The sequence below is a fragment of the Pseudomonas sp. 14P5.3.2 genome (assembly GCF_057799175.1).
The window spans coordinates 1-21926 of record NZ_JBYOKU010000011.1 but is presented as its reverse complement, the minus strand read 5'-3'; the positions used below and the strand labels follow the sequence as shown (position 1 = coordinate 21926).

At 59.1% G+C, this 21926-nt stretch carries 16 protein-coding genes, 4 tRNA genes and 1 pseudogene; 5 read left to right on the top strand and 16 right to left on the bottom strand.

The features are described from left to right. Positions 1 to 110: 110 nt before the first annotated feature. Both AC27VU_RS11370 and AC27VU_RS11365 read right to left on the bottom strand, forming a co-directional pair. A complete protein-coding gene (locus tag AC27VU_RS11370; RefSeq protein ID WP_488724089.1) occupies positions 111 to 1037 on the bottom strand; it encodes a 1-aminocyclopropane-1-carboxylate deaminase/D-cysteine desulfhydrase in 927 nt (308 codons plus the stop codon). A gap of 227 nt (positions 1038 to 1264) precedes the next feature. Further along, positions 1265 to 3304, bottom strand: a complete 2040-nt coding sequence (locus AC27VU_RS11365; protein WP_488724088.1) for an oxidoreductase — start codon at positions 3302 to 3304, stop codon at positions 1265 to 1267. 206 nt (positions 3305 to 3510) lie between these two features. Here AC27VU_RS11365 and AC27VU_RS11360 point away from each other — a divergent pair, with 206 nt between their 5' ends. Both AC27VU_RS11360 and AC27VU_RS11355 read left to right on the top strand, forming a co-directional pair. Then, positions 3511 to 4641, top strand: a complete 1131-nt coding sequence (locus AC27VU_RS11360; protein ID WP_488724087.1) for a nitrilase-related carbon-nitrogen hydrolase — start codon at positions 3511 to 3513, stop codon at positions 4639 to 4641. Positions 4642 to 4644: 3 nt separating this feature from the next. Then, positions 4645 to 5685 (top strand): AraC family transcriptional regulator, encoded by a 1041-nt coding sequence (locus tag AC27VU_RS11355; RefSeq protein ID WP_488724086.1) that lies wholly within the window; start codon positions 4645 to 4647, stop codon positions 5683 to 5685. Positions 5686 to 6072: 387 nt separating this feature from the next. Here AC27VU_RS11355 and AC27VU_RS11350 read toward each other — a convergent pair whose 3' ends face one another. Next, complete coding sequence (locus AC27VU_RS11350; protein WP_488724085.1) at positions 6073 to 6969, bottom strand: DUF2242 domain-containing protein; 897 nt, start codon at positions 6967 to 6969, stop codon at positions 6073 to 6075. A 92-nt stretch (positions 6970 to 7061) separates the two neighbouring features. Next, positions 7062 to 7961 (bottom strand): LysR family transcriptional regulator, encoded by a 900-nt coding sequence (locus AC27VU_RS11345; RefSeq protein WP_262141573.1) that lies wholly within the window; start codon positions 7959 to 7961, stop codon positions 7062 to 7064. Between the two features lie 120 nt (positions 7962 to 8081). On the opposite strand from AC27VU_RS11345, the gene AC27VU_RS11340 reads away from it, so the two are divergent. Then, positions 8082 to 9278, top strand: a complete 1197-nt coding sequence (locus AC27VU_RS11340) for an MFS transporter (protein WP_488724084.1) — start codon at positions 8082 to 8084, stop codon at positions 9276 to 9278. A gap of 560 nt (positions 9279 to 9838) precedes the next feature. Here the strand turns inward: AC27VU_RS11340 and AC27VU_RS11335 are convergent. The 10 genes from AC27VU_RS11335 to AC27VU_RS11290 form a co-directional block, all read right to left on the bottom strand. Then, positions 9839 to 11710: a SurA N-terminal domain-containing protein gene (locus tag AC27VU_RS11335; protein ID WP_488724083.1), complete on the bottom strand. Its 1872-nt coding sequence runs from the start codon at positions 11708 to 11710 to the stop codon at positions 9839 to 9841. A gap of 236 nt (positions 11711 to 11946) precedes the next feature. Further along, positions 11947 to 12219 (bottom strand): HU family DNA-binding protein, encoded by a 273-nt coding sequence (locus tag AC27VU_RS11330; RefSeq protein WP_008077714.1) that lies wholly within the window; start codon positions 12217 to 12219, stop codon positions 11947 to 11949. Between the two features lie 147 nt (positions 12220 to 12366). Next, positions 12367 to 14763 (bottom strand): endopeptidase La, encoded by a 2397-nt coding sequence (gene lon, locus AC27VU_RS11325; RefSeq protein ID WP_003223634.1) that lies wholly within the window; start codon positions 14761 to 14763, stop codon positions 12367 to 12369. Positions 14764 to 14925: 162 nt separating this feature from the next. Then, positions 14926 to 16209, bottom strand: a complete 1284-nt coding sequence (clpX, locus tag AC27VU_RS11320; protein WP_003223632.1) for an ATP-dependent Clp protease ATP-binding subunit ClpX — start codon at positions 16207 to 16209, stop codon at positions 14926 to 14928. 112 nt (positions 16210 to 16321) lie between these two features. After that, positions 16322 to 16957, bottom strand: coding sequence for an ATP-dependent Clp endopeptidase proteolytic subunit ClpP (clpP, locus tag AC27VU_RS11315; protein WP_003223631.1), 636 nt, complete (start codon positions 16955 to 16957; stop codon positions 16322 to 16324). 92 nt (positions 16958 to 17049) lie between these two features. Further along, complete coding sequence (gene tig / locus AC27VU_RS11310; RefSeq protein ID WP_003223629.1) at positions 17050 to 18360, bottom strand: trigger factor; 1311 nt, start codon at positions 18358 to 18360, stop codon at positions 17050 to 17052. A gap of 398 nt (positions 18361 to 18758) precedes the next feature. Next, positions 18759 to 18834: transfer RNA gene (locus tag AC27VU_RS11305), tRNA-His, on the bottom strand. A gap of 76 nt (positions 18835 to 18910) precedes the next feature. Beyond that, positions 18911 to 18995 (bottom strand) — tRNA-Leu (locus AC27VU_RS11300). Positions 18996 to 19053: 58 nt separating this feature from the next. Further along, positions 19054 to 19129, bottom strand: a tRNA-His gene (locus AC27VU_RS11295). Between the two features lie 32 nt (positions 19130 to 19161). Beyond that, positions 19162 to 19238, bottom strand: a tRNA-Arg gene (locus tag AC27VU_RS11290). 275 nt (positions 19239 to 19513) lie between these two features. Between AC27VU_RS11290 and folD the strand changes: the two genes are divergently transcribed. Continuing rightward, positions 19514 to 20368, top strand: a complete 855-nt coding sequence (gene folD / locus AC27VU_RS11285; protein ID WP_003223627.1) for a bifunctional methylenetetrahydrofolate dehydrogenase/methenyltetrahydrofolate cyclohydrolase FolD — start codon at positions 19514 to 19516, stop codon at positions 20366 to 20368. A 414-nt stretch (positions 20369 to 20782) separates the two neighbouring features. Next, complete coding sequence (locus AC27VU_RS11280) at positions 20783 to 21163, top strand: hypothetical protein (protein WP_488724082.1); 381 nt, start codon at positions 20783 to 20785, stop codon at positions 21161 to 21163. 7 nt (positions 21164 to 21170) lie between these two features. Here AC27VU_RS11280 and AC27VU_RS11275 read toward each other — a convergent pair whose 3' ends face one another. Further along, on the bottom strand, positions 21171 to 21689 hold the full coding sequence (locus AC27VU_RS11275) for a lysis system i-spanin subunit Rz (RefSeq protein ID WP_488724137.1): 519 nt from the start codon (positions 21687 to 21689) through the stop codon (positions 21171 to 21173). Next, positions 21689 to 21926, bottom strand: a pseudogene (locus AC27VU_RS11270) (glycoside hydrolase family 19 protein); the annotation flags it as partial. The gene AC27VU_RS11275 and the pseudogene AC27VU_RS11270, both read right to left, overlap by 1 nt.

Sequence of the window (21926 nt, the reverse complement as noted above, 5' to 3'; positions counted from 1 at the left end):
CTGCGCAGCAGACCCAAATTCTGAAAATGCGGACATTCAGGCAGAGCGCTGTCGCTGGACTTGCGACGGCTGCGCCGCCGAGCGGGAGCAAGCTCCCTCGCCACATAAGTTCAACTGCAGGAACTGAATCCGCGGCGCCCCTGCAAGCCACCGGTATGCACGAAGATCAGCCGCGTGCCGTGCTCGAACCTGCCCGCTTCAACCTGCTGCTTCAGCGCCAATAACGCCTTGCCGGTGTACAGCGGCTCCAGCGGAACGCCGCTACTGCGCTCAGTGCTGTCGATGAATTCAAGCAACTGTGCATCAACCTTGGCGAAACCACCCCGGCTCGCGTCGAACAGCGCGTAGTCCACCGCAACCCGCCCCGCCTCCTGAACAATCGCCTCAACCTGCGGCGCCACGCCATGGTCCTCCGGCACCGCCAGCGCACCGTACACCGGATGCTCTCCCGCCTCGGCGAGCACCAGCCCTGCCAGGGTCGTCCCGGTGCCGCAGGCCAGCCACCAGCCGTGATAATCGCTCCAGCCCAATCCGGCCAATTGCGCGTTGACCTGCGCCTTCAGCGCCGCACAACCGAGCGCCCCGGGCAATCCGCCGCCGCCCTCCGGCACCGCATGAAAGTCCGGATACTGTGTCTGCCACGGCTGCCAGAACCCCGGCGCATGCCGATCCCGATAGCCGCCAAACCCCAGCCAGTGCAGTTGCATGCCGAACGCCTGCAAATCCACAACCGTGGGCGTCTGCTGCGGATGCCCGCGCAACAGGCCGACTGTTTTGAAGCCCAGACGTTTGCCCGCCGCTGCGAGCGCATGCAGATGATTGGAATGTGCGCCACCAAGACTGATGATGCCTCGCGCCCCGGCGCGATCGGCGGCCTTGAGGTGCTCAACGAGTTTGAACCACTTGTTGCCACTGATCAGCGGGTCGATCCGGTCCAGACGCAGGATGGCGACCTCGATACCGGCGGTGCTGAGCCAGTCGAGCTGAAGTCGTTCGAGGGGGGCTTGGGGTAGCCAGTTGGCGGGAGGAAGAAGCATGGCCGAATGATCATTCTGGACTGAGCCGGCATTCTAATCGCTCACAGGACGCCATCGCGAGCAGGCTCACTCCTACAGGATTCGCGCCATCCATAAATTCTGCGAACACCACAAATCTACTGTGGGAGCGGGCTTGCTCGCGAAGGCGTCGTGTCAGTCGACATGTGTATTGGCTGACACTCCGCTTTCGCGAGCAAGCCCGCTCCCACATTGGAGATTTGTGGGGCTTAGAGTTCAGCAGCCAGACGCGACCCCTGATTGATCGCGCGCTTGGCATCCAGCTCCGCCGCCACATCGGCGCCGCCGATCAGGTGCACGTTCTGCCCCGCCGCCACCAGACCGTCCTGCAGCTCACGCAGCGGATCCTGGCCGGCGCAGATCACGATGTTGTCCACCGCCAGCACTTGCGGCTCGCCGGTTTCGCCGATGCGGATGTGCAGGCCTTCGTCGTCGATCTTCAGGTATTCGACGCTGTTGAGCATCTGCACCTGCTTGTTCTTCAGGCCAGTGCGGTGAATCCAGCCGGTGGTCTTGCCCAGACCGTCGCCGACCTTGGTTTTCTTGCGCTGCAACAGGAACACTTCACGGGCCGGTGCATGCGGCGCCGGTTTGATCCCGGCCACGCCACCACGGGCTTCCAGATGGGTGTCGATGCCCCACTCTTTCCAGAACGCGGTGCGATCCAGACTGGTGGCCACGCCTTGGTGCACAAGGAATTCCGATACGTCGAAACCGATACCGCCCGCGCCAATCACCGCCACGCGTTTGCCCACCGGTTTGCGCTCGAGGATCACGTCCAGGTAGCTCAGCACCTTGGCATTTTCGACGCCCGGAATCGCCGGCACTCGCGGCGCAATGCCGGTGGCGAGGATGATTTCGTCGTAACCGCCCTCGACCAGCTTCGCCACGTCGACGCGAGTATTCAGGCACACCTCGACATTCGTGGTCTGCAGCTTGCGCTTGAAGTAGCGCAGGGTTTCGAAGAATTCTTCCTTCCCCGGCACACGCTTGGCGATGTTGAACTGGCCACCGATTTCGCTGGCCGAATCAAACAACGTCACCTGGTGCCCGCGCTCGGCGGCCACGGTCGCGGCGGACAGACCGGCAGGGCCGGCACCGACCACCGCGATCTTCTTGATCTGCTGCACCGGCAGATAGTTGAGCTCGGTTTCGTGGCAGGCACGGGGGTTGACCAGGCAACTGGTGAGTTTGCCGCCGAAGGTGTGATCGAGACACGCCTGGTTGCAACCGATGCAGGTGTTGATTTCATCGGCGCGACCTTCCGCGGCCTTGTTGACGAAGTCCGGATCGGCGAGGAACGGCCGGGCCATCGAGACCATGTCAGCATCGCCTTCAGCAAGGATCTGCTCGGCGATTTCCGGGGTGTTGATGCGGTTGGTGGTGATCAACGGAATGCTCACCGATCCACGCAACTTGGCGGTGACCTTGCTGAACGCGGCGCGCGGCACTTTGGTGGCGATGGTCGGAATCCGCGCTTCGTGCCAGCCGATGCCGGTGTTGATGATGGTCGCGCCGGCCTGCTCGATGGCTTTGGCCAGGGTCACGATTTCTTCCCAGCTGCTGCCGCCCTCGACCAGATCGAGCATCGACAGGCGGAAAATGATGATGAAGTTCGGGCCCACCGCTTCACGTACACGACGGACGATTTCCACCGGCAGGCGCATGCGGTTTTCGTAGCTGCCACCCCAGCGGTCGGTACGGTGGTTGGTGTGCGCGGCGAGGAACTGGTTAATGAAATAACCTTCCGAGCCCATGATTTCCACGCCGTCGTACTCGGCGCTCTGCGCCAGTACCGAACAGGTGACGAAATCGCTGATCTGTTTCTCGATGCCTTCCTCGTCCAGCTCTTTGGGCTTGAACGGGTTGATCGGTGCCTGAATCGCACTCGGCGCGACCTGTTTCGGGCTGTAGGCATAACGCCCGGCGTGGAGGATCTGCATGCAGATCTTGCCGCCCGCCTCATGCACCGCGCGGGTGACGATGCGGTGCTTGAGCGCTTCTTCCTCGGTGGTCAGTTTGGCTGCGCCGGAGTACACGCCGCCCTCGTCGTTCGGGCCGATACCGCCGGTGACCATCAGGCCGACACCACCCCGGGCGCGCTCGGCGAAGTACGCCGCCATGCGTTCGAAACCGCCCGGTTTTTCTTCGAGGCCAGTGTGCATCGAACCCATCAGGGTGCGGTTGCGCAGCGTGGTGAATCCCAGGTCCAGCGGGGCCAACAGGTGCGGGTAATGAGCGGCGGTCATCGGTAACTCCACAACGAGCGATCACGGAAATTGCGGGAGCTCTGCGTCCCCCGTCAGTCATGTTCGACAGACTAAGAGTCGCACTGCTGTCACTCAATGACCGAAACTGACAACTTATTGATCCAAATGCGCAGCGCCCCTTGGCAAGCGCCAGCATGCGCCCTACCCTAGGTGCCACACCCTGTACCCGGCTGTTGTTGGTTTTCATGCGCAAACTTCTGTACCTGTTTTTCTCCATGGCCATCGTTGCCGCCCTGACCACCTACGCCATGTGGGCGGCGGACCGGCCGGCGGGCCATTACCTGTCGGACCTGCGCATCAAACTGGCGGTCGATCAGGGCACCCCAGCTGATCGAGGCAACCTGCTGGGCATCCAGCCGGAACTGTTCCCTACCGACTACCAGAGCCCCGAGCGCCTGCACCGCAAATTCGCAGCCTATCTGCAGCAGGCGCAGGATCAAGGATTGCTCAACGAAAAAACCGTAGTCGTCCTGCCCGAGCATGTCGGCACCTGGCTGATGATCAGCGGTGAGAAAGACGAGCTGTACCAGGCCCCGACTCTCGTCGAAGCGATGAACTGGCTGGCGGCGAGCAATCCGTTGCTGTTCGCCCGCGCCTGGCTCACTGCCAAAGGCGAAAATCGCCTCGACGACGCGCACCTGCGCATGAAGTCCAAAGTCATGGCCAAGGATTACCAGGCGCTGTTCGGCGGGCTGGCCAAGGAATTCCACGTGACCTTGGTGGCCGGTTCTATCGTCTTGCCCGAACCGAGCATCCGCGACGGCCAGCTCAAACCCGGCAGCGGCGCGCTGTTCAACAGTAGCGTGGTGTTCGGCCGTGATGGTGTGCCGCTGGGTCAGCCGCAGCGGCAGATGCACCCGATCTTCGAACAGCGCGACGTGATCAATAGCGAAGACGGGCATGCGATCAACGTGATCGAGACCCCGGCCGGGCGTCTGGGTGTGCTAATCGGCAGCGACAGCTGGTACCCCGACAACTATCGCCGACTCGACGAGCAAGGCGCGCAACTGGTGGCGGTGCCCGCTTTCGTCGTCGGTCACGACGCCTGGAATCAGCCGTGGGCCGGCTACAAGGGTTCGAGCACACCGGGTTCGGTCAGCCTCAAGCCCGGGGAAATCAGTGAGGGTCAGGCCTGGCATCGCCTGACGCTGACCGCGCAACCGCCGAGCAGTCGCGCGATTGCTGGGATGAGTGTGTTCCTGCGCGGGCAGTTCTGGGACAAGCCCAGTTCGGGACAAAGCTTCCTCAGCAGCAACGGCCAGCAATTCGCCGATGGCGAAGCCCGTGGCGCGCGTCTGCTGAACATCTGGTTGTAAACCATGAAACCAATGCCGATGCGCCTTGGGGATCTGTCGGTTGGCTTCGTCCACAGCCTTGCCGATGCCGTGCGCAGCCATGGCGTCGACTCGCAACCGCTGCTGGAACAATACGGGCTGGACGCCGCTCGACTGGCCGAAGCCGGCGCGCGGCTGTCGATCCCGCGCTACATGCGTCTGGGGCACAGCGCGATTCAGTTGACCGGCGACCCGGCTCTGGGCCTGCGCATGGGCCAGCTCAGTCGTTTGAGTCAGGCCGGGCTCGCCGGGGTCACCGCCGCTCAGGCGCCGACCGTGCGCGAGGCCGCCCGTTGCCTGATCCGCTTCGAGCCGTTGTACGGTTCCAACTATCGCGGCCAGTCGAGTTTTCATGAAGACGCGAATGGCGCCTGGCTGCGCTTCTATTCGATCAGTCCGTACAACGCCTATAACCGCTTTGTGGTGGATTCAATCATCGCTGGCTGGCTGCATCAGCTGTCCAGCGTCGGCCGCGAGCAACTGCGAGCGGAACGCATCGAAATCGAATTTGACGAGCCAACCTATCGCGACGCCTACAGCGTGCTGGGCGACTGCCCGCTGCAGTTCGGCGCCGAACGCAATCAACTGCGCTTAAGCCTCACCAGCCTCGCTCAGCGCAACCCGGAGCACTGCCCGAGCACCTGGAAGCATTTGCTCGCGTTGTGCGAACGGGAACTGGAGCAATTGACCCGCACCCGCAGTCTGCGTGAACGCATCATTCAGCTGTTGGGGCCGTTGCTCAATGGTGGCCGGGAACCCGACCTGGAAGAAGTGGCGGCGCGTCTGAAGCTGCCGACCTGGACGTTGCGGCGCAAACTGGCCGAGGAAGGCACGCAGTTTCGCGCGATCCTCAATGACACCCGCCGTGATCTGGCGATGACCTACATCCGCGACACCGAACTGGCGTTCGGCGAAATTGCCTACCTGCTGGGCTTTGCTTCAGCCGAGGCGTTTCAGCGCGCTTTCAAACGCTGGAGCGGTCAGACCCCTGGCGAGTTTCGCCGCAGTCACCGCAAAACCGCCTGACGCCTTACAGCTCGGTGGCGTCTTCTGCCGGTTCTGGCTGATCGAGTTCAAAGGCCTGGTATTCGAGCAGTTCTTCTTGATAGTCATCCATCGTGTCATCCCCCTGCTGCTCGCTTGAAAAATAGCCCGGTCAAATAACCAATGCTTCGAGCCTATCGTGCCCGTATGAAGGAAAAGTGACATCCCGCCTTCATGAATAAAACGTAGCAGGTGGTCAGGAATTTATCGCGGGATTTTTGTCGGGGGAATGTAACGAGATTTGAGTACACCACAAAACAAATGTGGGAGCGGGCTTGCTCGCGAAAGCGCAGTGTCAATCAACATATACATTGACTGACACTCCGCTTTCGCGAGCAAGCCCGCTCCCACAGGAGGGCTGCGCGCAGCTTATTGCATCGCCGGAATCGGCTCGGACGGCGGCGGGATATTGGTGGGGTTGGCCGGCGGCGTGATCGTTTCGGTAGCCGGAGCAGGTTCAGCAGTCGGTGCCGGGGTGATCGGCGCGGGCTCGGCAGGCGGCACCACAGGTTCGGAACCCACTGGCGTCGGTGCAACCGGGGCCGGCGCTGGGGTCGCTGCTGGGGCTGCCGGCGCCGTGGTCTGGGCTGGCTCGACAATCCCGGCTGGCGGCGGCGCAGGCGTTGTTTCTACCGTCGGTGCCGGGGTAGCCGGGGTTGTCGGCGCTACAGCGGCAGGCTTCGGCTCCGGCACACCGAGGTCGGTCTTGGGTTTTTCTTCGATGTGCGCCGCTTTCTTCGCATCCGCCGGCAGGAACAGTTCGACCAGGGTGAAGAATCGCTCGTAGAACTTCTGCGAGGTCACGGTCTCACTGGCGACCTTGACCATCGAATCATCGGAGGAACCGATCGGCATCGACACCGAACCCAACACGCCGACTCCGAGACTGGCGGAGTTGTTGGTCTTCTTCAGCGCGTAGCGATCCTGCAAGGCGTTGGCGAACACCGTGGCATGGTGCTTGGCACTGCCATCTTCGGCGCAGACCACGTTGAAGCTGATCTCCAGGTGAGTTTCACCGGTCTGCTGGAAGCTCTTGTGGCCACTGACCAGTTTCGGGTCGCTGCTGGTGATGATGTAGCCCTGGCTGAGCAGCGCACGACGGGCCGCCTCACAACTGGCGACATCGGCAACCGGGTAATTGCGAGAATACGTACCGGAATCGTCGAAATTCTCATGCTCATAGATCGGCTTGTCTTTCGAACAGCCGGCCACAGCGGTCAACAACAGCGCCAACCCAACGACACGCATGGGAGTTGAAATCAACATTAAACATCCTGAGGGAAAACGGTCCGGGGCGTATTGTGCAACAGATCGCGGCCCCGCGGCGCACGGATTAGTGTCTTAAAACAGTTACAACTTTACCGAGGATGAGCGTCGGGAAAAAGCCGCGTCGATAAATGATCGATAAATACCCGCAATTTGGCGGTTGCATGGCGGCTCGACGGCCACAACACCCAGAACTGACCGACGTGTTGCAGATGAGCATCCAGCACCCGTTGCAAGCGCCCCTGCGCCACCGCCTCATGGGTCATGAAGTCCGGCAGGCAGGCGATGCCCATGCCGGCAATGGCTGCATGGCTGACGGCTTCGATAGAGGTGCTGACCAGTCGGGTCGGCAGACGCGCTTCAGGTGCGCTTTCCTCGCGGATCAACGGCCACGGTTCCAGTTTGCCGGTGGCGTGAAAGGTATGCCGCAAACAGGCGTGATCCGCCAGATCGGCTGGGATCTGCGGCATGCCACGTTGCTGCAGATACAGCGGGCTCGCCACCAGCACCATGTGAAAATCACCCAAGGGCCGCGCCATCAGCCGTGAATCCCGAGGCTTGCCGGTGCGAATCACTGCATCGAAGCCCTCCTCGACCACATCGACCATGCGATCGGTCAGGTCCAGATCCAGCTCGATCTGCGGGTACAGCGCCATGAACTCGTTCATCACCGGCATCACTAGTCCATGCACCTGCGGCAGGCTGATACGCAACTTGCCATGGGGTTGCGACGCGGAATTGCACAGTTCGAACTCGGCGGCTTCCACCTCGGCGAGAATCTTGCGACAGCGCTCGAGGAACAGCGCACCCTCGCTGGTCAGGGTGATGCTGCGAGTCGTGCGATGAAACAGCCGCACGCCAAGTCGCGCCTCCAGCCGCGCGATACTTTTGCCGACCGCCGAAGACGACACGCCCTGCAGCCGCCCCGCTTCGGTAAAACTGCGGGTCTCGGCAACCTGCACAAACACCGAAATACTGCCCAGGCTGTCCATTCCACTCCTCCCATTCACGACATCCGTGTCCGATATGTTCGGAACCGTAACCCATTTTTCTCCAATGCGCAGCGCCCTAGCCTATGGCCTTCATCCCCTTCGGCACATGGACGCTGAATCATGAACGACGCACAACTCACCTCACCAAACCTCGGCACTGCACTTGAAGAACCCGAACGCTTGCCCCTCGGCGCCCTGCTGGCCCTGGCCACCGCCGGCTTCATCACCGTGCTGACCGAAGCCATGCCCGCCGGCCTGCTCCCGCAGATGAGCGCGGGGCTGAATGTCTCGCAAGCGCTGATCGGCCAACTGGTCACGCTGTACGCCATTGGTTCGATGCTCGCCGCCATTCCGCTGACCATCGCCACCCGCAGCTGGCGCCGGCGCCCATTGCTACTGTCAGCCATCGGCGGCTTCGCCATCGCCAACAGCATCACCGCCCTGTCAGAGCTGTACTGGCTGACCTTGATCGCACGACTGCTGGCCGGGGTCTTCGCCGGGCTACTCTGGGCATTGCTGGCAGGCTATGCCAGCCGCATGGTTGCGCCCCATCTGCAAGGCCGGGCCATCACCGTCGCCATGCTGGGCGCGCCGCTTGCCCTGTCGTTGGGCATCCCGGCGGGAACGTTGCTCGGCACGATCGTCGGCTGGCGCCTGAGCTTCGCGATCATGACCGCACTGACGCTGCTGCTGGTGATCTGGGTGCGCTGGCAAGTGCCGGACTTCCCCGGCGAGCGCGTGGGAAAACAGCTGCCTCTGCGTCAGGTCTTCACTCTGCCCGGCGTGCGACCGGTACTGTTCGTGACCCTGTCCTACGTGGTTGCTCATAACCTGCTGTACACCTACATCGCACCGTTCCTGCAACCGTCGGGACTGGCCAGCGATATCGACCGGGTGCTGCTGGTATTTGGCCTGGCGTCGGTGCTGAGCCTGTGGATCGTCGGCAGCCTGATCGACCACTGGCTACGCGAGCTGGTGCTGATCAGCACGCTGCTGTTCATGCTCTCCGCCATCGCCTTGGGCCTGTGGCGAGAATCGGCGACCGTGGTGTACATCGCCGTCGCCGTGTGGGGCCTGGCGTTCGGTGCGATGCCTTCGCTGCTGCAGACAGCTTCGGCGAAAACCGCTGGAGAGGCTGCTGATACGGCGCAGTCGATGCTGGTAACGCTGTGGAATGTCGGGATCGCCGGCGGCGGACTGGTGGGGGGATTACTGCTGGGGAATCTGGGGGTTGGCGCGTTTCCATGGATTGTTGTGGGGTTGCTGGTTTTGACTTTGTATGCGGCGCTCAGGGCGCGGGGGAATGGGTTGGCTTGATTGGGACTGTGAGGGAGTGGGTGGCTGCTAGGCTGCCTTCGCGAGCAAGCCCGCTCCCACAGTGGGGCCGAGTACATCAGTAAGAGGTTGGTCGGCTGTCAGGCCGCCTTCGCCAGCAGGCTGGCTGGCTCCTACAGTTTAGAAAGCGTGCCCCGCATGCGGCGAAGCCGCCCCACTCAAATGGCCGAGTGTCAGCTCGCCGAAAGCTCTTGATCTTGCCGTGCCGGCCCCATCGGCAGGCTGAGTGGAGGGATTTATCCGGGGGTGGGAGCGCAGCGACCGTTCGACGCAGTCGAACACATCGAGAGGAGGTGCAGCGAAGCAAACCGGAGGCGATGCCCCCGGATGAATCCCGGAGCGAAGGAACCCGAGCCTAAGCGAGGGCCGAACGCAGGGGCCCAGACTTTTGGTTACTTTGGGGCGTTTGCCAAAGTGACTCGCCGTAAGGGCGAAACCGCCAGCCGCAGCACCCGAAGCAACGGATATACACCCAAATCCCAACCATAAAAAAAAGCCCCGACCATAAGGTCAGGGCTTTCCTGCTACCACTCAGTCAAACATCAATACCGCTTGATATCAGCCTGGCTTTCCAACTGCTTACGGAACGCCGCAAAGTCCTGCTGGCCTTCACGCGACGCGAGGAAGCGACGGTACTGAGCCTTCTCTTCTTCAGTCGGCGCCACCGCCTCGTTGACACCATTCAGACGCACAATCATCAGACTGCCGTCCTGCAAGGTCACGCTGGTGAACGTCGGTTTGTCCTTGGCCGCCGGTTTCGGCATGCGGAACAACGCCTGCAGCACAGTCGGATCAATGCCTTCCTGAGCACGGGCCGCCGCCGTCACAACCTTCCAGCTCTGGCCATCAACCGCCTTGTCCAGCGGAGTCTTGCCATCACGCAGACTGGCGATCAACTGTTCAGCCTTGGTCTTGGCCGCAGCGCTGGCATGCTCTTTGGTCAGTTGGGCACGAATAGCAGTGTTGACAGCTTCCAGCGGCAGTTGCTCAGGCTTCAGGTGCTCCTTGGCGCGCAGCACGACCACGGTTTCCGGATCCAGCTCAATGCCGGTGCTGTTGGCATTTTCTTCCAGCACTTCCTGGCTGAATGCAGCGGCCACCACAGCACGGTTGGCCGCGATGCCTTCGCCACCTTCGCGGCCGAATGGCTTGGAGGTGTGCACGGTCAGTTTCAGATCTGCCGCAGGCTGGGCCAGGTCAGACGCTTCGAACGCCGAGTCTTCCAGTTGCTTGGTCGCCTCGACGAAACGCTGCTCGACCTGTTGGGTCTTCAGTTCGCGGGTCAGCTTGTCTTTCAGGCTGGCCAGGGTCGGAACTTCCGGCGCTTCAACACCCAGCAGCTTGATCAGGTGGTAACCGAAATCGGTACGCACCGGCTCGGACACCTGGTCCTTGTTCAGCGAGTACAGGGCTTTTTCGAAGGCTGGGTCATAGACGCCAGGACCTGCGAAACCGAGGTCACCGCCATTGTTGGCCGACCCCGGATCCTGCGAGAACTCCTTGGCCAGCGCTTCGAATTTCTCGCCCTTGGCCAGACGCGCCTGGACTTCTTCGATCTTCGCCTTGGCCTGAGCGTCGGTCGTCTTGTCGTTGACTTCGATCAGGATATGCGCCGCACGACGCTGCTCCGACAGGTTGGCGATCTCTTTCTGATACGCCGCCTGCAGGTCTTCGTCCTTGACCGCAACCTGGTCAAAGAACGAGGACTTCTTCAGCTCGACGTAGTCGACAACCACCTGCTCAGGGGTCATGAACTCCTTGGCGTGCTCGTCGTAGTAGGCCTTGACCTCATCGTCGGTCAACTTGACTGCGGCCGGATCGGCCTTGACGTTCAGCGAAGCGAAGTCGCGGGTCTGTTTTTCCAGACGGGCGAATGCCAGCACTTCGGCGTCGGTGACGAAGCCGCTGCCGGCAACACCGGCGCGCAACTGACCAATCAGCATTTCTTGAGCCAGCATCTGGCGGAATTGCATACGGGAGTAGCCCAGTTGACGGATCACCTGGTCGAAGCGCTCGGAGCTGAACTTGCCGTCCACCTGGAATTCAGGGGTCTGCAGGATCACCTGATCCAGTGCGCCTTCGGAGAAAGCGAATTTCGATTGTTCTGCGCCTTGCAGCAGCAGCTTGCGATCGATCAGGCCCTTGAGGGCCGACTCGCGAAGCATTTTTTCGTCAAGCAAGGAAGCATCGAAGTCCTTGCCCAGCTGTTGCATCAACTGGCGACGTTGCATGTCAACGGCCTGGCTCAGCTCGTTCTGGCTGATTTCTTCACCATTGACCTTGGCCGCATCGTTGGAGTGCGTAGTGGCCTTGAAAATGGCATCGAAACCGGTCAAAGCCATCAGTGCAACGATGACCCCGATAATGGTCTTGGCAATCCAGCCTTGTGAATTGTCCCTGATATTCTGCAGCATGCGTCCCCCAGAAACGGTTGAACTTCAAAAATTAGGCAACCGTGGAGCGTGGGTAGAATCCGGATAGAAGAAAGGCGCATCCGAGGATGCGCCTTCTCGTAACTGGCGGAGCGGACAGGGCTCGAACCCTCGATCCCGGCGTAACAGGCGGCTGTTCCAGCGACCTGCTCTACCGCTCCGCTGCCAAGTCAGGCTTGACCCCGACCCGGATGGGTAAAAACCTGAAACAAACTAACTTAGTTGACAGCTTCTTTCAGTGCTTTACCGGCTTTGAAACCTGGCTTTTTAGCAGCAGCGATTTGCAGCGTCTTGCCGGTCTGTGGGTTACGACCAACGCGAGCTGGACGATCAGTCACGGAGAAAGTGCCGAAACCAACCAGAACAACGGAGTCGCCAGCCTTGAGAGCGCCAGTGACGGATTCGATTACAGCGTCCAGCGCACGGCCAGCAGCAGCTTTCGGGATATCAGCGGATGCAGCGATAGCATCAATCAGTTCCGACTTGTTCACTCTAAGTCCCCTTATATCTATTTTGAGATGATTCTAAGTTTTTTGGTGAAAGCAAAAACAGTGCTGAATGGCCTACAGACACTTAAGAGCCGCTTTATAACAAGGGCTCTAAAAAGCTGTCAAGGAAGCCCCCCAGGCAAAAACGGATTAATGCGTGCTAATTCTTTCCTTTGAATCAGACTCACGTTTTTCGTCCTTGGAAACTATCTCCGGAGCCACATCCGGCAAGGGCTCCGGCGCGTATTGCAGCGCAATTTGCAGGACCTCGTCAATCCATTTAACCGGTTTAATCTGCAGATCCTGCTTGATATTGTCAGGAATCTCCTTCAGATCGCGCACGTTCTCTTCCGGAATAATCACAATCTTGATTCCGCCGCGATGAGCCGCGAGCAGTTTTTCCTTCAGACCACCAATTGCCAGCACTTGACCACGCAGAGTGATTTCGCCGGTCATGGCGACATCGGCGCGTACCGGGATCCCGGTCAATGCCGACACCAGTGCCGTGCACATGCCCACACCAGCGCTAGGGCCGTCCTTCGGGGTCGCCCCTTCTGGCATGTGAATGTGGGTGTCGCGCTTCTCGTGGAAGTCCAGAGGAATGCCCAGGCTCTTGGCACGGCTGCGTACAACAGTCAGCGCGGCAGTGATCGATTCGACCATTACATCGCCCAGCGAACCGGTCTTGATCAATTGACCTTTACCCGGCACCACGGCCGCTTCGATGGTCAGCAGTTCGCCGCCCACCTGCGTCCACGCCAGGCCAGTCACCTGACCGATCTGGTCCTGTTGCTCTGCCAGACCGTAACGGAATTTGCGCACGCCGAGGAAATGCTCCAGCAGATCAGCTGTCACTTTTACCGAGAAGCGTTTTTCCAGCGCGTGCTCTTTGACGGCCTTGCGGCAGACCTTGGCAATCTGACGTTCGAGGCCACGCACACCGGCTTCGCGGGTGTAGTAACGGATGATGTCGCGGATCGCTTCTTCGTCGAACTCCAGCTCGCCCTTCTTCAGACCGTTGGCAGCAATCTGCTTCGGCGACAGGTACTTGACGGCGATGTTGATCTTTTCGTCTTCGGTGTAGCCCGGCAGGCGAATGACTTCCATCCGGTCCAGCAGTGCCGGCGGGATGTTCATCGAGTTCGAGGTGCACAGGAACATCACATCGGACAGGTCGTAATCGACTTCCAGATAGTGATCGTTGAAGTTGTGGTTCTGCTCCGGATCGAGCACTTCCAGCAACGCCGACGCCGGGTCGCCACGCATGTCGCTGCCCATTTTGTCGATTTCATCGAGCAGGAACAGCGGGTTGCGCACACCCACTTTTGTCATCTTTTGAATCAATCTTCCCGGCATCGAACCGATGTAGGTCCGGCGGTGACCACGTATTTCCGCCTCGTCACGCACGCCACCAAGGGCCATGCGCACGAATTTACGGTTGGTGGCGTGGGCAATCGACTCCGCCAGCGAGGTTTTACCCACGCCAGGAGGACCGACCAGGCACAACACCGGGCCACGAATCTTCTTCACGCGCTTCTGCACGGCGAGGTATTCAAGGATGCGTTCCTTGACCTCTTCAAGGCCATAGTGATCGGCGTCGAGAATGTCTTCAGCACGCGCCAGGTCGAGGCGGACCTTGCTCTGTGCCTTCCACGGCACCTGCACCAGCCAGTCGATGTAGGAGCGCACCACGGTGGCTTCAGCGGACATCGGCGACATCTGCTTGAGTTTGTTCAGCTCGGCGGTGGCCTTGGCCAGGGCATCTTTTGGCAGACCGGCAGCGTCGATGCGCTTTTTCAGCTCTTCGATTTCGTTGTGACCTTCGTCACCGTCGCCAAGCTCTTTCTGAATGGCCTTCATCTGCTCATTCAGGTAGTACTCGCGCTGGCTGCGCTCCATTTGCTTTTTGACGCGGCCGCGAATGCGTTTTTCGACTTGCAGCAGATCGATCTCGGCATCCAGCAACGCGAGCACGTGCTCGACCCGGGCCGACAGATCGATGATTTCGAGAATTTCCTGCTTCTGCTCGATTTTCAGCGCCATGTGCGCGGCCATGGTGTCGACCAGGCGGCCAGGCTCATCGATGCTGTTGAGCGATGACAGGACTTCAGCCGGGACTTTCTTGCCCAGCTGCACATATTGTTCGAACTGCGACAGCAGGCTGCGCACGAAAACTTCCGATTCGCGCTCGGCGGCATCGACTTCATCGATCAGCGAGACCTCGGCGCGGCAATGCCCGTCGACTTCACTGAAGCGCTCTACAGCGCCGCGCTGCTCACCTTCGACCAGAACCTTGACCGTGCCATCCGGCAGCTTCAGCAGCTGCAGCACAGTAGCAATCGTACCTACGCGATAGAGAGCGTCTTCACCGGGATCATCGTCAGCCGGGTTTCTCTGGGCCAGCAGCAGGATCTGCTTGTCGCCCGTCATCGCGGCCTCGAGGGCTTCGATGGATTTCTCGCGCCCCACGAACAGCGGGATAACCATGTGCGGATAAACCACGACATCGCGCAATGGCAGGAGAGGCAATTCGATGGTTGTCTTCATGATTTCGCCTCTACGGCGGCCATATGGCCGTAATCAGATGGAATTAAGCTTGAAACCAAGATGGGGGCTGCCTCGAAAAAAAACAAGCGCTAAGCGGATGTAAAAAACGACATAAAAAAAAGAGGCCCGAAGGCCCCTTCTTTGTTCCGGCAGTGTGGACGCTTACGCGTCCGGCGCTGCCTTGGCCGTCGGCTCACTGTTTTCATAGATATACAGTGGCTTGGACTTGCCTTCAATCACGCTTTCATCGATGACGACTTTGCTCACCTCGGACTGCGAGGGGATTTCGTACATCGTGTCGAGCAGCACACCTTCGAGAATCGAGCGCAGGCCACGAGCACCGGTTTTACGTTCCAGGGCACGCTTGGCGACCGATTTCAGGGCGTCGGTCCGGAACTCCAGATCCACGCCTTCCATCTCGAACAGCTTGGCATACTGTTTGGTCAGAGCATTTTTCGGCTCGGTGAGGATTTGCATCAGCGCAGCCTCGTCGAGCTCGTCCAGCGTCGCAAGCACCGGCAGACGACCGACGAATTCCGGGATCAGACCGAACTTGACCAGATCGTCAGGCTCGACTTCACGCAGGGATTCACCGACTTTCTTGCCTTCTTCCTTGCTGCGTACTTCTGCGTTGAAACCGATGCCGCCCTTGGTGGAACGGTTTTGAATAACCTTTTCCAGACCGGAGAACGCACCACCACAGATGAACAGGATGTTACGGGTGTCGACCTGCAGGAATTCCTGCTGCGGATGCTTGCGGCCACCTTGCGGCGGAACGGAAGCGACCGTGCCTTCGATCAACTTGAGCAAGGCCTGCTGCACGCCTTCACCGGAAACATCGCGGGTGATCGACGGGTTGTCGGACTTGCGGGAAATCTTGTCGATTTCGTCGATGTAGACAATGCCCATCTGGGCCTTTTCCACGTCGTAATCGCACTTTTGCAGCAATTTCTGAATGATGTTCTCGACATCTTCACCTACGTAACCGGCCTCGGTGAGGGTGGTTGCGTCGGCGATGGTGAACGGAACGTTCAGCAGGCGGGCCAGTGTTTCGGCCAGCAGGGTTTTACCGGAGCCTGTCGGGCCGATCAGCAGGATGTTGCTCTTGCCGAGTTCGACGTCGTCAGCCTTCTTGTCACGCTGATTCAGGCGCTTGTAGTGGTTGTACACCGCTACGGCCAGAACCTTTTTCGCACGCTCCTGACCGATTACATACTGATCAAGGATGCCGCTGATTTCTTTAGGCGAAGGCAATTTATGCGCGCTGCTTTCGGCCTGGGCTTCCTGCACCTCCTCACGGATGATGTCATTGCACAGGTCGACGCACTCGTCGCAGATAAAGACCGAGGGGCCGGCAATCAATTTGCGTACTTCATGCTGGCTTTTGCCACAGAAGGAGCAATAGAGCAGCTTGCCGTTGTCCTCGCCGTTGCGGGTGTCAGTCATTCGTTCGATCCAAATCCGATAGGCTTGCAACACAAGATGAAGGCTATTGCGGGCTTTTTCAAGCCCGCTGGTGGTCGGACCTGCCGACCAACCTTATTTTGAGCTGCTTATTTTACGCAGGACGCTGGCTGATGACTTCGTCGATCAGGCCGTATTCCTTCGCAGCTTCTGCACTCATGAAGTTGTCGCGATTGGTGTCGCGCTCGATTTCTTCAAGGGTACGACCGCTGTGCTTGGCCATCAGCGTGTTCAGACGCTCGCGAATGAAGAGGATTTCCTTGGCATGGATTTCGATATCCGAAGCCTGACCCTGGAAACCGCCCAGTGGCTGGTGAATCATCACACGCGAGTTCGGCAGGCAGAAACGCTTGCCAGGAGCACCGGCCGTCAGCAGGAATGCACCCATGCTGCACGCCTGACCAATGCAGGTCGTCGATACGTTTGGCTTGATGAACTGCATGGTGTCGTAGATCGACATGCCCGCTGTCACCGAACCGCCCGGGGAGTTGATATAGAGATGGATGTCCTTGTCCGGGTTTTCCGCTTCAAGGAACAGCAATTGCGCACAGATCAGGTTGGCCATGTAGTCCTCTACAGGACCCACCAGAAAGATTACACGCTCCTTCAGAAGGCGCGAGTAGATGTCATAGGCGCGCTCGCCACGAGCAGATTGCTCGACAACCATCGGGACCAGGCCGCCGGCGGCCTGGATATCAGAGTTCTGCTGAATATACGAATTACGGAACATGCTCTGCAGTCACTCCCAAATAGTTATGTCTTGAATACGCATAAGCCAGCTCGAAGGCTGGCTTATGTGTGTACTTCTTAACGCAAAAACAATCAGTCGGCTTTTGGAGCTTCTACCGGCTTGACCGCTTCTTCGTAAGAGACCGATTTGTCGGTCACGCTAGCTTTCTGCAGAACAGTATCCACAACTTGTTCTTCCAGCACAACCGAACGGACTTCGTTCAGTTGCTGCTCGTTCTTGTAGTACCAGGACACAACCTGCTCAGGTTCCTGGTAAGCAGAAGCCATTTCCTGAATCATTTCGCGAACGCGGGCTTCGTCAGGCTTCAGGTCGAATTGCTTGACCACTTCAGCTACGATCAGACCCAGCACTACGCGGCGCTTGGCTTGCTCTTCGAACAGCTCGGCCGGCAGTTGGTCAGGCTTGATGTTGCCACCGAACTGCTGAACAGCCTGCACGCGCAGACGGTCAACTTCGTTGGACAGCAGAGCCTTAGGCACTTCGATCGGGTTGGTGGCCAGCAGACCGTCCATAACCTGATTTTTTACCTTGGACTTGATGGCCTGACGCAGCTCACGCTCCATGTTCTTGCGAACTTCGGTGCGGAAGCCTTCCAGACCGGTTTCCTTGATGCCGAATTGAGCGAAGAACTCTTCGTTCAGCTCTGGCAGCTTTGGCTCGGAAACGGTGTTTACTGTCACGGTGAACTCGGCGGTTTTGCCGGCCAGGTCCAGGTTCTGATAGTCCTCTGGGAAGGTCAGGTTCAGAACGCGCTCTTCGCCCGCTTTAGCGCCCACCAGGCCTTCTTCGAAGCCCGGGATCATGCGACCGGAACCCAGCACCAGCTGAGTACCTTTGGCCGAGCCGCCAGCGAATGCTTCGCCGTCAACCTTGCCAACGAAATCGATGTTCAACTGGTCTTCGTTCTGAGCGGCACGATCGGCCACTTCGAAACGGGTGTTCTGCTTGCGCAGGATGTCCAGCATTTTGTCCAGATCAGCGTCAGCCACTTCAGCGCTCAGGCGCTCGACAGTGATGCCGTCGAAACCGGCAACGGTGAACTCAGGGAACACTTCGAATACGGCTACGTATTCCAGGTCCTTGCCAGCTTCCAGCGACTTAGGCTCGATCGAAGGCGAACCGGCAGGGTTCAGCTTCTGCTCAACCACAGCTTCGTAGAAGGAGGACTGGATGACATCACCAACAGCTTCCTGACGAGCGTCAGCACCGAAACGGCGCTTGATTTCGCTCATTGGCACTTTGCCTGGACGGAAGCCAGCAATCTTGGCCTTTTGGGCAGTCTGCTGCAGACGCTTGTTGACCTGGCTCTCAATGCGCTCAGCCGGCACGGTGACGCTCATGCGGCGCTCAAGAGCAGTAGTATTTTCAACAGAAACTTGCATGGATATTCCTCGTTGCACAGACGTTAGCCGGCCGTTTCCGACCCCAGAATCAAGGGCATGCATTCTAGTGGGTCAAACTCAAGAAGTCACCCTACTGAAAACGGGTAAAAAAACAGCAGGCCATTTATAGGTGTGAATGCATCAATGCACTCCACCCCGAAGATGAATAAAGACCATCACGCCAGGGCTCTGCTTCAACCGCTTCTATATATAGAAGAGACCGCGAGCCATCTCCCTGACGGCCGATCCTGCGAACATGGCCGGTGGTCGGCACGCAGGCCGCAAGCCCATGAACACGACGAAACGCCTTGCCCTTCGAGCCGAAAACCAGCGCAACAAACCACAAGCCGTAAAACAAAAAAGGCGCCAGACTGTTAAATCTGGCGCCTTTCGAAATATGGGGTGGACGATGGGGATCGAACCCACGACAACGGGAGTCACAATCCCGTGCTCTACCAACTGAGCTACGCCCACCATATTGCGTCACAAAAAAGCCATTCAACTTCTTTGCTGAACTTCATCAGGCCTGCGGCATGAATGAAGCTTTAATTGGTGCGGATGAAGAGACTCGAACTCTTACGCCTCGCGGCGCTGGAACCTAAATCCAGTGTGTCTACCAATTCCACCACATCCGCAGATGAAGCTTTTTAAAGCAAAGGCGCCAGACTGTTACATCTGGCGCCTTTCGAAATATGGGGTGGACGATGGGGATCGAACCCACGACAACGGGAGTCACAATCCCGTGCTCTACCAACTGAGCTACGCCCACCATATCGCGTTACTTGTGCCAAAGCTGCCTAATGGCGCACCCGGCAGGACTCGAACCTGCGACCATCCGCTTAGAAGGCGGATGCTCTATCCAGCTGAGCTACGGGCGCCTTGTTAATCTGTACCCTTGGAGGACTACAAACTAAGTGCTTTCCAGCTTCGCAGAACCGTAATTCCGCTCGACCTTCTTAACCAGTGCTAGGCTGTGCCCGACAAGTGCGACGAATAGTATAGAGCGACCTTTAGGTCGTCAAATCTTTTTTGAAAAAAATTCATTTAATTAAAGGAGTTAGGGGAATTTGCTGACCAAGCGCCTTTGCCCTCACCGCCTGACATGCGAGAATGCGTTCTCTTTTTTTCCCCTCTCGATGGTTAATCACGCGCAATGACTGCACAACTAATCGACGGCAAATCGATCGCCGCCAGCCTGCGCCAGCAGATCGCCCAACGAGTTGCCGAGCGTCGCCAGCAAGGCCTGCGCACTCCCGGCCTCGCGGTGATCCTGGTCGGCAGCGATCCTGCCTCTCAGGTTTATGTCTCGCACAAGCGTAAAGACTGTGAAGAGGTCGGCTTCCTCTCTCAAGCCTACGACCTGCCTTCCGAAACCACTCAAGAAGCACTGACCGATCTGATCGATCGCCTCAACGACGACCCGGCCATCGACGGCGTATTGCTGCAATTGCCGCTGCCGGAGCACCTGGATGCCTCCAAACTGCTGGAGCGCATCCGCCCGGACAAAGACGTCGATGGTTTCCATCCTTATAACGTCGGCCGCCTGGCCCAGCGCATTCCGCTGCTGCGCCCGTGCACTCCGAAAGGCATCATGACCTTGCTGGAAAGCACCGGCGTTGACCTTTATGGTCTGGATGCGGTGGTGGTTGGCGCGTCCAACATCGTCGGTCGCCCGATGGCGATGGAACTGCTGCTGGCCGGCTGCACCGTGACCGTCACGCACCGCTTCACCAAGGATCTGGCCGGCCACGTTGGTCGTGCCGATCTGGTAGTGGTAGCCGCCGGCAAGCCAGGTCTGGTCAAGGGCGAGTGGATCAAGGAAGGCGCGATCGTGATCGACGTCGGCATCAACCGTCAGGACGACGGCAAGCTGGTCGGTGACGTGGTGTACGAAACCGCCCTGCCCCGCGCCGGCTGGATCACTCCGGTACCGGGCGGCGTTGGCCCGATGACCCGTGCCTGCCTGCTGGAAAACACCCTCTACGCGGCAGAAACCCTGCACGCCTGAGACGTTTTTTCGCAATAAAAGAACCCCGCCCTGTGCGGGGTTTTTTGTTCCTGAGAAAAAACTCTAACCGTTCGACGGAAACCCCTCTTTTCACAGGCCTTTTCACGAGATTTTCAGGTCATTCAAACAACCATCGACAGTTCTTCAGCCATACTCCTAATATTATTTTTGGGTTTTGCTATGGGTCTCAGTGTAGAGAGCCCCAATGTTTATTGGGGTTCGACTACCCTGTGCCACACACCGAACTACTGCGAAACACACGCAGTGGTACAAAAATTGGTACGAGCTTTATCCCCACCACGGCGTCCTGCCGATCGAACACCAATCCAAACTCCTACAGCTCGTCGCCTCACCCTCGCCCACCTGCAGCGCCTCGATTACTGTATATGCAACCAGTAATCAGCAGGCATACCCGTGGATTCCCTCTATATAGAAGATACCGACGATTGGCTCGGCAACCCGACCCCGCTCGAAACCTGCCGGCATCAGCTCCGGATGTATGAGAACGAATTCGAAGCGCTTACCCTCAAGCTCGAGCGCGCGCTGGAAAATGTTCAGGGTTTGGTGCGTGACAATGATGCGCTCACGCTCGAGAGGAGTTCTCTCAGGGTAGAGTTAATCGCAGCCAAGGCTGAAGCCGCGGAAGCGAACAGTCGCGCCAGCAACATCGAAACTTGCAGCAACTGGGAGCTGATGGCGAAGAACAGGCACATCAGCGAACTGAACGCGAATATCTTGGCCTTACAGGGCAAGAGCATATTTACAAAATCCCCTGATCCAATACCGCTGGACTGAGCGAGCCTTATTCGAGACGAATCGGCGTCAACGTCCGTATGTAGGCCTGACACGCCTGCAGCGCGATCAGTCCCCGGTCGCCGGTGTCGGTGATGGCGATAATTCGTTGAGCATGCGCCGGGTCAAGTCGGGCGCGTACGGCTGCATGATCCACGCTGCCGGTGCCGGCGGTGGCTGGCACACCACAGCCTTTGGCAGCGTCGGTTGCGTCGAGGAGGACTGACAGCCGCAAATCAGAAGTGGCAAGGCGATCGCGCATGCGATCTTGGTCACGTTGGGCATCGGTCATTTCCCTGAAGTGGGTTCGCTCGCTGGCCGCCAGCCGCTGCTCGAGCGCCAGACGCTTGTCCTGCTCGGCCTGCTGTGCAGTGGCCGCGGCCCGGGTCAGTTGATTGAGGGTTTCGGCGTGCTGCTGGGACTGCTCGGCCAACTGCTTGCCGTAGCGCCAGTCCTGAAACTGCCAGGCGCTGCCAGCGCCGATCAGCACCAGCGCCAGCGCGCCCACCGCTTTCCACGGAACGGCAATCACGCCAACACCTTCAGCGCCTTGGCGTACAGCGAAGAGCGATCCTCGGCACCGTTCGGCGTCCGCCCACGCCGACCGGTGTTGATGATGCTGCCGATGTTTGCATTGTCGCCGGCATCCGCCAGGTCATTCAGGCCGTTCTTTTTCCAGAACCACCCCGCCGACATCGCGGCATGCTGTGGAAGCTCAAGCTGTTCGGGATGATTGATCAGATCCAAGCCCAGAGCTTCGCCGCAA

Bases quoted from the DNA above. Each gene is read 5' to 3' on its own strand.
- AC27VU_RS11370 (WP_488724089.1), bottom strand. From the start codon at position 1,037: ATGCTTCTTCCTCCCGCCAACTGGCTACCCCAAGCCCCCCTCGAACGA.
- AC27VU_RS11365 (WP_488724088.1), bottom strand. From the start codon at position 3,304: ATGACCGCCGCTCATTACCCGCACCTGTTGGCCCCGCTGGACCTGGGA.
- AC27VU_RS11360 (WP_488724087.1), top strand. From the start codon at position 3,511: ATGCGCAAACTTCTGTACCTGTTTTTCTCCATGGCCATCGTTGCCGCC.
- AC27VU_RS11355 (WP_488724086.1), top strand. From the start codon at position 4,645: ATGAAACCAATGCCGATGCGCCTTGGGGATCTGTCGGTTGGCTTCGTC.
- AC27VU_RS11350 (WP_488724085.1), bottom strand. From the start codon at position 6,969: ATGTTGATTTCAACTCCCATGCGTGTCGTTGGGTTGGCGCTGTTGTTG.
- AC27VU_RS11345 (WP_262141573.1), bottom strand. From the start codon at position 7,961: ATGGACAGCCTGGGCAGTATTTCGGTGTTTGTGCAGGTTGCCGAGACC.
- AC27VU_RS11340 (WP_488724084.1), top strand. From the start codon at position 8,082: ATGAACGACGCACAACTCACCTCACCAAACCTCGGCACTGCACTTGAA.
- AC27VU_RS11335 (WP_488724083.1), bottom strand. From the start codon at position 11,710: ATGCTGCAGAATATCAGGGACAATTCACAAGGCTGGATTGCCAAGACC.
- lon (WP_003223634.1), bottom strand. From the start codon at position 14,763: ATGAAGACAACCATCGAATTGCCTCTCCTGCCATTGCGCGATGTCGTG.
- clpX (WP_003223632.1), bottom strand. From the start codon at position 16,209: ATGACTGACACCCGCAACGGCGAGGACAACGGCAAGCTGCTCTATTGC.
- clpP (WP_003223631.1), bottom strand. From the start codon at position 16,957: ATGTTCCGTAATTCGTATATTCAGCAGAACTCTGATATCCAGGCCGCC.
- tig (WP_003223629.1), bottom strand. From the start codon at position 18,360: ATGCAAGTTTCTGTTGAAAATACTACTGCTCTTGAGCGCCGCATGAGC.
- folD (WP_003223627.1), top strand. From the start codon at position 19,514: ATGACTGCACAACTAATCGACGGCAAATCGATCGCCGCCAGCCTGCGC.